Source organism: Bradyrhizobium sp. SSBR45G (assembly GCF_030159255.1).
Classification (GTDB): Bacteria; Pseudomonadota; Alphaproteobacteria; order Rhizobiales; family Xanthobacteraceae; genus Bradyrhizobium.
The window spans coordinates 61,772-73,685 of sequence record NZ_BSCT01000039.1 but is presented as its reverse complement, the minus strand read 5'-3'; the positions used below and the strand labels follow the sequence as shown (position 1 = coordinate 73,685).

Below are 11,914 nucleotides of genomic sequence, written 5' to 3'. Positions count from 1 at the left end.
TTTTTTTTGTCTGGCGGGGCATTGGGGGGGGGGGCCCCCCCCCCCCGCGGGGGGGGGGGGGGGGGGGGGCATCTCTCCACACGCACCGGTGCCAGAGGAGAGATCACCCCACCCCGCCTCTCGGTCGCTTCGCGCCCCGTGAGGCGACCTTCCCCCTCCAGGAGAGGGTGGGCCCTGCATCGGCGACTGGTTCTTGCATCGAGCTGCAAGGAATCGCCAGCACGACGCCTGCGCTCACGCGGCCGCGGCGCTCTTCCCCGGCTTGCTCGGTGCCGCCGCCTGCACGGTCGACACGTCGTGGATCATCCGGCTGATTGCCTCGCGTGTCATCGGCTTGCCGAACAGGAATCCCTGCACGCTGTCGCAGCCCTGCTCGCGCAGGAAGGCGAGGTGCCGCTCGGTCTCGACGCCTTCGGCCAGCACCGGGATGTTCAGGCTGCGCCCGAGCAGCAGCGTCGCCTTGACGATCGCGGCGGCATGCACGCTGGTCTCGACCGACTGGATGAAGCTCTTGTCGACCTTGATCTTGTCGAATGGAAACACCTGCAGTGTCGACAGCGACGAATAACCGGTGCCGAAATCGTCCATCGCCACGGTGACGCCGATCGCCTTCAGCGCCTGCATCACCTGCAGCGCGTGCTGGCGGTCGGCGATGATGCCGGTCTCGGTCAGCTCGATCTCCAGCCGCTCCGGTGCAAGCCCGGTCTCGCGCAGCACCTCGGCGACGCGCCTCGGCAGATCGTGGTTCAGCTGCATCGGCGCGACGTTGACGGCGACCTTGAACGGCTGGCTCCAGCTCGCCGCGGTGGCGCAGGCCGTGCGCAGCACCCAGTCGCCGATGTCGATGATCAGCCCGGTCTGCTCGGCCATCGGGATGAAGTCGTTCGGCGGCACGCGGCCCTTCTCCGGATGGTTCCAGCGCAGCAGCGCCTCGAAGCCGATGATCTCGCCGCTCTGCGTGTCGTTCTGCACCTGGTAGTGCAGCTCGAACTCGTTGCGGACCAGCGCGCGCTTGAGGTCGATCGCGAGCTCGGCGCGCCTGCGGCTGGCCTCGTCCATCGACGGCTCGTAGGTGCAGATCTTGCCCTGGCCGAGGCTCTTGGCGCGGTACATCGCGAGGTCGGCGCGGGCGCACAGCTCGTCTGCGGTGAGGCCATGGTCGGGATGCAGCGCGATGCCGATGCTGCAGCCGACCGAGAGGCTGCGTTGGTCCCATTCGACCGGGGCGAGCACCAATGCGCGCACGCGCTCGGCGAATTTCGCCGCTTCGGTGCGGACGAAGATCTCGCTCTTGACGGCGACGAACTCGTCGCCGCCGATCCGCGCCAGGAATTCGCCTCGCTGCAGGGTCGCGGTGATGCGCTGCGCGATCGCCTTCAGCACCGCGTCGCCGGCGGCATGGCCGTGGGCGTCGTTGATGTCCTTGAAGCGGTCGAGGTCGATCGCCAGCACGACCAGATGCGCGGTCTCGTCGCCGTCGGTCAGCAGCGGCGCCAGCCGCTGGCCCAGACCGCTGCGGTTCGGCAGGCCGGTCAGCGGATCCTGCAGCGCCAGCTGCCGATAGCCCTCGACCGCTTCCTGGGTCGCCTGCATGTCGATCATGTAGGCCGAGGCGGCCATCGTCATGATGAGGCCGATGCCGGTGATCACCGTGACCAGCATCAGGCTGTCCGAGAGCGACGGCTCCGGCACCGCGCTGGCGGCCATCGGCGCCAGGGTCAGCGCGAACATGCCGGTGAAGTGCAGGCTGAGGATCGCCAGCACCATGGCGAGCGAGCTGCCATATTTGCAGAAGCGCGTCACGGGACGCGCGATGCGGTTGGCGGCCACGGCCCCGAAGCCCACGGCGAGCACGATGGAGAGCCACACCAGCGGCCGGTTCCAGCTCAGCACGCCGTCGAGCTTGAGCGCGCTCATGCCGGTGTAGTGCATGGCGGCGATGCCGAAGCCGAACACGGCGCCGCCCGCCTCGATCGCCAGCCCGCGCTGGGTGCGTGTCGTGATGAAGAAGCCGAGCCAGGAAAAGACGACGGCAAGGCCGAGCGAGGCGAAAGTCATCCCCGGCTCGAACGAGCGGTGTCCCGGTGCGTCATAGCCGAGGATCGCGGCGAAATGCGTGGTCCAGACCGTGCCGCCGGCCACGAGGCCGGCCAGGAACAGCAGATGGTAGCGCCTGAGGCCGGTGTTGCGCCGGACCCGCGCCAGCAGCCGCATCGACAGGATGGAGCCGAGCACGCAGACGAGCAGCGCGGCGGCGACGTAGCGCAGATCGTGATCGGCAGGCAGGCAGGACAGGATCGTCAACATCGGCAATGAACCCTCGACATGGGCAAGCTACGGGCCGCGTTGCGCCGCGTTCTGGCGCGGAAGAATCGCGGTTAGCGAAGCGTCAATGCGGGCAGTCGTTCTGCCCGCATTGAGTCATGCACGAGGTTGGGAAGCCGGAGATTAAGACGCGGGCCTGCGGTGCTGGATGGCCGCGTGGAACCCTGGATATCGTGAGGAAAGGACCAACGAGGCCCGTCACTCTGTGCGGAGCTGGAACCTGCGCGTGTCAGCGCTGTGCGGCAGTCGCCGGCAATGCGTAGGCGCGGACGTAGTCGCCGAGCTTGGTGCCGAACGAGCCATGGCCGCCGTCGACGGTGACGACATATTGCCTGCCGCCGGCCTCATAAGTCATCGGCGTCGACTGGCCGCCGGCGGGCAGCCGATCCTGCCACAGCATCTGCCCGTTGGCGACGTCGAAGGCGCGGATGTAGTCGTCCATCGTGCCGGTCAGGAAGGCGACGCCGCCCGCGGTGACCATCGGGCCACCGAGCATCGGCACGCCGAGCTTGAACGGCAGCGGGACCGGCGCCTGGTCACGGATGGTGCCGACGCGATGCTGCCAGACGATCTGGTTGGTCGTCAGGTCGATCGCGGCCATGCTGCCCCAGGGCGGCGCCATGCAGGGGATGCCGAGCGGCGACAGGAAGATGCCGAGAGAGACGCCGTAGGGCGTACCGTACATCGGCTGCACGCCGAGCTCTGTGCCCGGCGGATGCTGCGCGTTCGGCTCTGCCGGATTGTCCTTGCCGCGCGGCACCAGCCGCGACACGAACGGGATCGATTGCGGATTGGCGATCGCGATTCTGCGGATCGGATCGACGGCGATGCCGCCCCATTCGAACATGCCGAAATCGCCGGGAAACACCAGCGTGCCCTGCTCGGACGGCGGCGTGAACGGACCCTCGTAGCGCAGCCGCTTGAACATGATCCGGCACGCCAGCTGATCGAACATCGTCGCGCCCCACATCTGCGCGCCCGAAAGCTCCTTGCGCGGACGGAAGCTCAATTCGGAGAACGGCTGCGTCGGCGACAGCCGGTCGCCGGGCGCCGCACCCTGCGGCACCGGTTTTTCGGGCGCGGGGACTAACAAGTGGCCGTCGCGGCGGTCGAGCACGAAGATGTTGCCGGTCTTGGCCGGCACGTAGATCGCCGGCACGACGCCGTCCTTGCCGGGCATGTCCACGAGGCTCGGCTGCGACGGCATGTCCATGTCCCAGAGATCATGGTGCACGTTCTGGAACGACCAGCGCAATTTGCCGGTGGCGATGTCGAGCGCCACCAGCGCCGAATCATAGCGCTCGTTGTCGGCGCTGCGGTTGCCGGCCCAGATATCGGGCGAGCTCGAGCCGAGCGGGGTGTAGACGAGGCCGAGCGCCTCGTCGGCGGCGCCGACGCTCCAGCCGTTGGGCGAGCCCGGCGTGAAATGATGGCTCGCCGACGGCATCTCGTTGGGATCGGGATTGCCGGGATCGAATGCCCACAACAGCTTGCCGGTGTAGACGTCGAAGCCGCGGATCGCGCCGGACGGCACCTTGTTGGAGTAGTTGTCGATCACGGCGCCGGCCATGATCACCACCTTGTCGGTCGCGACCGGCGGCGAGGTGCCTTCGTAGAAGCCGAGCGTGGTGATCTCGTTGCCCGCTTTCAGATCGATCTGGCCGTGATCGCCAAAGCCATCGCAGGGCTTGCCGCTGTCGGCGTCGAGCGCAAACAGCCGGCCGTCATTGGTCGGCAGGAAGATGCGCCTGGCGCAGTCGCGAGGGGCCGCCGCGCCGGCGATGTCCACCGCGCCGGGCTTCGTCTCATGATAGGCGACGCCGCGGCAGGTCATGTGCTGAAAATTCTTGTGGTGCTCGATCTTCGGGTCGAACGTCCAGCGCAGCTTGCCGGTGGCGGCATCGAGCGCGAACACGATCTGGTGCGGCGAACAGGTGTAGAGTGTCTCGCCGATCTTGAGTGGCGTCACCTCGTTGGTGAATTCGTCGGGATCGTCGGATCCCTTGTGGTCGCCGGTCTGGAATTCCCAGGCGAGCTGGAGGTTCTTCACATTGTCCGCGGTGATCTGCTTCAGGCTCGAAAACCGGGTGCCGAAATTGCTGGCGCCATAGGCGGTCCAGTCGGCCTGCGCCGCCGCCGGCGCTGTGTCGGCGCCCACGGTCGCGGCTGATGTCTGCGGCAGCGTGCCATCGAGCCCGAAGCGGTCGCCGCGCAGCGCCGCGCCGAGTACGACGACGGCAACCGCGAGCACCGCAACCAGGCCCCAGCGCGCCGAGCGCCTGTCGCCGGCGAGATGCTTGGTAATGAACGGCAGCAGCAGCCAGACGCCGAGCGGCGCCAGCACGTCGCCGCGCGGCGCCAGCGACCAGAAGTCCAACCCGGCTTCCCAGATCGCCCAGATCATCGTGCCCAGGAGCAGCGCCGCGTAGAGCCACAGCGCCGCGGCGCGCCGCTGCCACAGCAGCCACGCCGTGCCGAGCAGCGCGGCGCCGGCAATGATGTAGTAGAACGAGCCGCCGATCATGGCGAGCCAGGCGCCGCCGCCCAGCAGCGCCACGCCCATCAGGCCGACGATGATGGCGGTGAACGTCAGCAGCGGCGGACGCTGCAGATGGCGGGCTGTGGCCATGGCGCGGCTCCAGGCTGACGATGACGAAGGTGCGGCGAGGCGCCGCAGCCGCGTCATGAACGGCGCGGCGGGTCGGAAGTTCCTTGCCGCCGCCTTCTCGCTCGCGCTCGCAGAGTGCTCGTCTGACGGCCGCACGGGACACGGCCTTTTGCGCACCCAAGGGGGCGGGACGGGTTGCCGCTCCATGACGGAATTACTACGATCGCATGTCGTTCACATGAAAATTGGAGTGCCGGATGCGTGCGCAGTCGCGAGCCTTGTCGAACCCGGTCGCCCTGTGGTGGGCGATGCTGACCCTGGTCAGCCTCGCCAACATTGCATTCTGGTTCATCCTGTACCGCCAGCTCAACGGCGGCGGCAGCGGCGCGCTCGGCCCATCCTCCGAGACCGGCTCGATGCTGGTGCTGTCGGGCGCCTATGTGTTCGGCTGCGCCTTCCGCTCGGTGCTGCCGCGCGCCGACGTGCAGCGCATCTGCCTGGTCGATAGCTGGCTGTCGAGCATCTTCGTCGGCCGCAGCGTCGCGACCATCGCCGAGATCGCCTTTGCGGCGCAATGGGCCATCATCCTCGCCCAGCTCGGCGCGATCGCCGATGCCGAGACCGCGATCAACATGGCCCGCATCATCGTGCCCCTGATCGTGGTGGCCGAGATCTGCTCCTGGTACGCGGTCGTGACCAAGAACTTCCTCTACAACGCGATCGAGAACTCGCTGTGGGCGGTGGCCTTCCTGTTCGTCGGCATTGGTCTCGGCCGCCTGCTGCCGGAGTTCGACGGCGTGGTGCGCTGGCTGCTGATTGCGGGCCTGGTCGGCATCGCCTGCTATCTCGCTTTCCTCGTCGTCGTCGATGTGCCGATGTATGTGAAGCGCTGGCGCATCGAGCGCGCCGCCGGCACGCCGCTGCTGCACCCGCTGGTCGGCCTGCGGGATTCCGCCACGCGCTGGACTGTCACCCATGACATCGCGCATTGGCGGGAGGAGATCGCATGGATGTCGCTGTATTTCAGCGCCGCGGTCTGGGGCTCGCTCGCGCTGTGTGCGCTGTCGGCCATGAATGATCAGCTGCCGAACAAGCACGCGCAGGCCACGGCGCCGGCGGCGATCGAGCGGCCAGCCACGCTCCGCTGAGGCCTTCCGTCACGCTGGTTGGACGCGACCCGCGGTGCAGGCACCGCGGGCTGCGCATCGTCATTGTCCTCAGCCGTGCATCGCGAAGTGATGCGAGTCGTCCATCTGGACGATGTGGCTGTAATCGACATGCGGGGCATCGTGCGCGGCCACCGGTCCGTGCTCGAAGGTCGGAGGGACGAAGCCGGTGTTGCCCGCATGGCCGTGGTCGCCGAAATTGTCGACGATGATCGGGTTGTGCGACGAGCCTTCGCCGTGCAGCGGGACCGCGACGCCGATCTCCGAAACCGGATTGCCATGGCCGTTGTCGCCAGCCTGGTGGATCGCCTGCGCGATCTGGTCCCAGATGCTGCCCTGGCTGCCGTCAGATCCTGCATGGGCGATCTGGATGCTGCCGTCGCTCCGCAGGCCGTCCTGCGCCAGCTTGAACACGTCGTTGATCACGGCGCCAAGATTGCCATGGCTGAGATCGCTGACCAGCGTGCCGAGATCGTGGCCGATCGCCGCGACCTGATGCCCGATCGTCTGGGTCATGTCGCCAGCCGTCTGCATCAGTCCGTCAGCGCCCTCGCCGGCAAAATGGCCGACGCCGTTCACGATGCCGGTGCCGACCGCATCGACGCCGTGCGCGACGCCGGAGATCGCCTCGCCGATCGGCCCGCCGATCAGGTGGCCAGCCGCGGAGGCGGCGTCGGTCGCCACGCCGATCGCGCCGTCCGCGACCGCCACGCCGGCCTCGACGCCGCCCTTGATGACGGCGCCGGCGGCGTCGAGCGCATCGGCTCCGACGTCGGCCGCGGTGCCGACGATGGTGCCGGCCATGTCGAGCGCGCCGTGGCCGACGGCACCGGCCGCTTCCAGCCCGGCCTCGCCAAGGCCGACGGCGGTGTGCACGACGTCACCGGCGACATCGAGCGCGCCATGCGCCACGTCGCCGGCGACGTTGAGCCCGCCGTCGACGATGTGGCCGCCGATATGCTTCACGTCGTTGACGAAGCCGTCGAGATTGCCGTGCGCGAGATCGCTGACGCCGGACGCCAGATCGCCGACCACGTTGACCCCGGTATGGAACAGATCGCCGCCGACATGCACGGCGGTCGACGCGACATCCTCGACCGTATGAACGATGCCGCCGCCGATCGCAGCCGCGCCGTCGCCGATGGCGTGAACCACGCCACCCACGGTATGAAGCGCCTCGCCGCCGAGTTCGCCCAGCCCGTGCACCACGCTGCCGACGGCATGCGCCGCGTCGCCGGCCACGTGCTCGACCGTGTGGACCACGGCGGACGCCGCGCCGCCGACCGCACCCGCCACGTCCTTCGCGACGTCCTTCACGTCATCGACGGCGGAACTGACTGCATCTCCGATATCATCCCAAAAGCTCATTGCTCTGCTCCTCGGTTGCGCCACCTCGCCTCGGGTGACGGCGCCGTTGTCGCAGATGTCAGCCGCGCGCTCCGTGCGCGACGTCACGCAGGCCTGCAGCTGGCTGGGCCGGCGCATTCCGCGGGACGATGAGCGCGCGTGATGCGCCATGCCTGCGATGCGACCGAAGCGTTGGCCCGTGGCGCAGCAGGCGAAGCCGGGAGCTGTGCGAGCGCCATGTCCCGCTCAGGCGTGGCCGATCCAGCCATGCCACGTCAGCGCCGCGAAGAATGGACGGGCATTGCGAAAGCCGCCGTCGCGCAGGATGGCTTCATCCTCCTCGGGGCTGAGCATGTTGACGCTGGCATCGACGGTCGTGCGCATCGTCCTGGCCTGCTCCGGGTCGGTGCCGGACGCCACGGCATAGGCGGCGTAACGATCCAGCCACAGCGACCTCTCGACCGGCTCCTCGGGCAGGCAGCTATGCGCGACCACGAAAGGCGCTCCAGGACGAAGCCGGTCATGCACGGCGCGCACGTTCCGCAAACGGTCCGGCGCTGCCAGAAAATGCAGCGTCAGCAGGCATGTCGCCGCGTCGAACGGGCCGGCAGGCGCATCGTCGATGGTGCCCTCGATCAGTTCGACTCTACTCATCCGCGCGCCGAGCGTACGTTCGGCGAGCCGCAGCATCTGCGGCGCCGGATCGACACCGACGAAGGTCCAGGACGGGTGCGCTTCGGCCAATGCGTTGAGCTCGAGCCCGCCGCCCGCGCCCAGCACGAGCACCCTTGCATCGTCGGGCGCCCGCTCGGCCAGCAGGACCGCCGTCATCCGGTGCAGCCCGTCGAGACCGGGCACGAAGCGCCGCGGACCATCCGTGTAGCGCGCGACGAATTCGGGATCGGAAAACGCGCGCATGAACTGCTGAGCCCCCCTGGCAATGTCAGCCGGCATGACAAATATCTCCTTTGCGAGGTCGCTTCCGTCGTTCGAGGCGGTCGTGGAAATCAGCGCTCAGCGCCGCCAGCGTGATGGCGCCGAGACGGGACAGCAGCAAGGTCTCGGCGGCCTGGATGGAAGTGTCGAGCGCGGCGTTGACCGCCTGTTCGACGAGGCAGTCCGGATTGTCGCTCCGATGGCCGATGGCGAACAGCGTTGGACGCCCGAGTGAATCGTAGACGTCGCGCAAGGTGACGGTCGCCAGATCGCAGGCGAGCGTCCAGCCGCCGCCATGGCCTTTCTCGGAGCGCACATAGCCGCTGTCCCGGAGGCCCGCCATGATCCTTCGGATCACGACCGGATTGGTCTGCATCATCGCTGCGAGGGCCTCGGATGTGACCGGACCGTCATGCTCCGCCATGTGGAGCAGGACGTGCAGGATACCGGACAACTGGCTGTTGGGTCTCATGTAACTTTACGTATTACATGAGGCGTCTGCCGTCAACCTGGTGAACCCGAGTGTGAAGGTCGTGTCCCAAGACCAGCAGCAACTCATCGCGTGTTACGCTTTTGCGGCAGTGTCGATTTTCACAACGCGTGCATCGACGACGCGCGTGCCTTCGAGTTCGCGCACGATGCGCTCGTCGGGGCCGACCTCGCCGAGATCGAAGTCGTGCTCCGGCGTGATCAGGACGACGCCGCGGTTGCTGATGACGATGACCGTGACATCGTGCTCTTCGCCGGAGCGCGCCCATTCGCGGATCTCGGCCTCGTAAGGGGCGCGCCGCCAGGCGTCCGGATAGCCGGGATCACAGCGCACCTCGATGCCGTCGTCCGACGTCGTCAGCACGAACCTCGCCTTGCTCGGCTTCCAGTCGTGGTCGAGCAGATCGTTCATGAGCCAGAGACAGCTGAACGCGGCGCATTCCGCCGGCCGGTCGCGATAGATCGTGCAGCCGCGCCGTGGCTGGCAATGCGGACACCAGGCATGCGCCGGCTTTCCGAGCTGCTCGATCGCCATGATCTTGCAGCACATCGTGCAGTCGCCGCAGAGCTTTCCAGTCATGCCTGAGGATGTCATGGCGAGAGTGTCGCGCTGCTCCGTGCGCCCATCAAGGCCTGCCCGCCGGGCGACTCGGTTGCGTCGGTCATGGCCTCGTATGTTGTCGGGACCTGCGTTTCTGTCGACATCCGCGTGCGCTGGAAAACTGATTTCGCCTGTCGCTTCAAGCTGATTTGGGCTGTCCAGTCAGGCCGGCAAAAATATTCTGCTTCGCTTTTTCGGAAATTCATGGTCTTCTCACCTCGTCCCGCCTCATCGACGAGGGGCGCTGCGCGGTCGTCACGAAGCGTGGAGTGCGGGATGTGGTGGGCGGGCCGGTTTGCAGCGTGATCATTCGCGCCGACGAACAACACTGGTCCGCACGGTCAAGTCGCGTGGTCCTGATATCCCGATGCCGGTATCAAGCCCGCGTTGGCGCCAAGGGCGCCGCGTGGGTGACGGTGACCAGAAGCCCGGCGCACCGGGGAGAACGCGAAGCAGCCGTTAAAGCCATCGCGCAGGGAGGGTCGGGTCTGTCCGGCTGGACCTGTGGTACCTGCCGCCTGCTTTTTTTCGCAGGCGGGCCACGGGCCTCAGTCGAGGCCCGGCCTTCCCTGCACCCTCGCTTCGAGAGGGTGATCGAGCAAGCAACACTCGGGTGCACGGTGCGCCGCGAGAACAGGAAGCCATGTCTTCGTCATTGCGAGCGCAGCGAAGCAATCCAGGGCTCGGGTGGGACTCTGGATTGCTTCGCTGCGCTCGCAATGACGGTGGGGTAGGGAGTCCGCGATCCAATCGACCGCGCCCGGCTGCGCGGCGGACGACAGGTTCGAACGCTTTCGCCTTACTTGAACCCGGCAAACCGGCTGTCGAACGAATTCGACTGCAGCACGGGCGCAGCGCCGGAGACCAGGGCGGTCTGGGTCTGGGCGGGTGCCGAAGCGGTGGTCGCGGGGGCGTCTCCGGCGGCGGGCTTGAACGGCGGCCGCGCAGTGGCCTGCCTGGTGTCGGCCGGCTTGGTCTCTGCCGGCTTGGCCGCGACCGGCTTCGGTGCGGGCTTGACCTCGGCGGGCTTCGCCTCGGCCGTCCTGCTCTCAGCCGGCTTCGTCGTCGCCGTGGTCTCGGTCGGCGCGTTGCCGCCGAGGCCGACCTTGCGGGCGAGGCTCGACATGAAGCTCGGCTTCTCCGGGGCGCTGGCGGCGGCCACGCGGGTGGACGGGGCCGGCGCCGGAGCTGTCTCGGCCGGCGCAGCGGCGATCTCGTCGTCGGTGGGCGCGCGCGGCGGATTGACATGACCGGGGATCGTGCCCGGGGCCGGCGTGAAGTTGGCCAGCGACAGCCCCGGCGCCTCGCCGGGGATCGACAGGCCGGTCGACGCGCCCGGGACGCGGGCTGCGAAGATCGGGTTCATGCCGCCGTCGATGCCGGTGTTCAGCTTGGCGACCGGCGTGCCCTTGGCGACGAGCTTGGCGTATTCCGCGTCGTCCGCCTGCTGCTTCTCGCGCACGGCTGTCGTGATCTCGTCGGGCACGACATAGGCCGGGCACTTCGCCGCGGCGTCGAACACCGGATCGCGGGTCGCGCCGGGCGGCTTCTGGGCGTTGAAGACGTACTTCTTCTCGCAGAAGTCGACCTTCGGCTCCTGCCGGGTGACCTCGAACTGGTCGTAGCCTTCCTTGATCATGCGCCAGAACGGCATGTTCGGATTGTTGCGGTGCCTGGCCATGTTCACCGGCGTCATCCGGAACGGATAGGCCTGGAACTGGAAGGCGCGCTGGCCGCCGAAGAAGGACTCGCGTCCGAGCGCGTAGATCTCGGCGATCTGCTCGTCGGTCATCGCGAAACAGCCGCGCGAGGAGCAGTCGCCATGCACCATCAGTTGCGAGCCGGTGCGGCCCAAAGCCCTGTCGAACGCGTTCGGATAGCCGGTGTTGAACGAGAGATAATAGGCCGACTGCGGGTTCATCTGGCTCGGATTGATCGAGTAGAAGCCCTCCGGCGCCTGGCGGTCGCCCTCGCGCACCTTCGGTCCGAGATCACCCGACCAGCGGCAGATCGGATAGGTCTTCAGCAGCCCGAACTTGCCGGAGCGGTCCTGCTTCCAGACCTCGAGCTCGGCCTCCTGCTTGAACACGCGCACCAGGATCGGCGACTGCGTGTCCATGTCCTTCTCGGCGATCGTCGCAACGAGCTTCGGCGGCACCGGCTGATTGGCCTTGGCACTGGTGGCGAGCGCGACCTGATCGCTGTTGCAACCGGTCAGCAGCGCGCCGGCGGCCAATGCCGCCGAGGTCATCAGAACCCGGACGAAAGCGCGGTTGATCAAGATGGAGCTCCCCGCAAACCCAGCATGCCGCAAATCCCCAGTCTCATCCTACCAGATCGGCCCGAAAGCTGGAAAATTCACGGGTCGACCCTGCGTCATGCCGTCAAACCATTGATTAAAATTGTACCCTTTGGCCCCCGGCGCCGCAACCCGCGGTGCGG

Annotated in this window: 8 protein-coding genes; 1 reads left to right on the top strand and 7 read right to left on the bottom strand. The window is 67.6% G+C overall.

Features of this window, described 5'->3' with window-relative positions:
- Positions 1–234: 234 nt before the first annotated feature.
- Positions 235–2,307, bottom strand: a complete 2,073-nt coding sequence (locus tag QQL87_RS31270) for a putative bifunctional diguanylate cyclase/phosphodiesterase (protein ID WP_284422980.1) — start codon at positions 2,305–2,307, stop codon at positions 235–237.
- 247 nt (positions 2,308–2,554) lie between these two features.
- Positions 2,555–4,954: a membrane-bound PQQ-dependent dehydrogenase, glucose/quinate/shikimate family gene (locus QQL87_RS31265; RefSeq protein ID WP_284422924.1), complete on the bottom strand. Its 2,400-nt coding sequence runs from the start codon at positions 4,952–4,954 to the stop codon at positions 2,555–2,557.
- A gap of 236 nt (positions 4,955–5,190) precedes the next feature.
- Between QQL87_RS31265 and QQL87_RS31260 the strand changes: the two genes are divergently transcribed.
- The gene (locus QQL87_RS31260; RefSeq protein WP_284422925.1) at positions 5,191–6,081 is read left to right on the top strand and encodes a hypothetical protein; all 891 of its coding nucleotides are present in this window, start codon (positions 5,191–5,193) and stop codon (positions 6,079–6,081) included.
- A gap of 69 nt (positions 6,082–6,150) precedes the next feature.
- On the opposite strand, the gene QQL87_RS31255 is transcribed toward QQL87_RS31260, so the two are convergent.
- The 5 genes from QQL87_RS31255 to QQL87_RS31235 form a co-directional block, all read right to left on the bottom strand.
- A complete protein-coding gene (locus QQL87_RS31255; RefSeq protein ID WP_284422926.1) occupies positions 6,151–7,467 on the bottom strand; it encodes a hypothetical protein in 1,317 nt (438 codons plus the stop codon).
- 225 nt (positions 7,468–7,692) lie between these two features.
- Positions 7,693–8,400, bottom strand: coding sequence for a class I SAM-dependent methyltransferase (locus QQL87_RS31250; RefSeq protein ID WP_284422927.1), 708 nt, complete (start codon positions 8,398–8,400; stop codon positions 7,693–7,695).
- Positions 8,390–8,854, bottom strand: a complete 465-nt coding sequence (locus QQL87_RS31245) for an Rrf2 family transcriptional regulator (protein ID WP_284422928.1) — start codon at positions 8,852–8,854, stop codon at positions 8,390–8,392. The genes QQL87_RS31250 and QQL87_RS31245 overlap by 11 nt, the downstream gene beginning before the upstream one ends.
- A gap of 93 nt (positions 8,855–8,947) precedes the next feature.
- Entirely contained in the window at positions 8,948–9,451 is a 504-nt protein-coding gene (locus QQL87_RS31240; RefSeq protein ID WP_284422929.1) for a hypothetical protein, read from the bottom strand.
- Between the two features lie 820 nt (positions 9,452–10,271).
- A complete protein-coding gene (locus QQL87_RS31235) occupies positions 10,272–11,753 on the bottom strand; it encodes a L,D-transpeptidase family protein (protein ID WP_284422930.1) in 1,482 nt (493 codons plus the stop codon).
- Positions 11,754–11,914 lie beyond the last annotated feature (161 nt).

Excerpts from the sequence above, each read along its gene's own strand:
- QQL87_RS31240 (WP_284422929.1), bottom strand. The coding sequence starts at position 9,451 with ATGACTGGAAAGCTCTGCGGCGACTGCACGATGTGCTGCAAGATCATG.
- QQL87_RS31250 (WP_284422927.1), bottom strand. The coding sequence starts at position 8,400 with ATGCCGGCTGACATTGCCAGGGGGGCTCAGCAGTTCATGCGCGCGTTT.
- QQL87_RS31265 (WP_284422924.1), bottom strand. The coding sequence starts at position 4,954 with ATGGCCACAGCCCGCCATCTGCAGCGTCCGCCGCTGCTGACGTTCACC.
- QQL87_RS31270 (WP_284422980.1), bottom strand. The coding sequence starts at position 2,307 with ATGTTGACGATCCTGTCCTGCCTGCCTGCCGATCACGATCTGCGCTAC.
- QQL87_RS31245 (WP_284422928.1), bottom strand. The coding sequence starts at position 8,854 with ATGAGACCCAACAGCCAGTTGTCCGGTATCCTGCACGTCCTGCTCCAC.
- QQL87_RS31260 (WP_284422925.1), top strand. The coding sequence starts at position 5,191 with ATGCGTGCGCAGTCGCGAGCCTTGTCGAACCCGGTCGCCCTGTGGTGG.
- QQL87_RS31255 (WP_284422926.1), bottom strand. The coding sequence starts at position 7,467 with ATGAGCTTTTGGGATGATATCGGAGATGCAGTCAGTTCCGCCGTCGAT.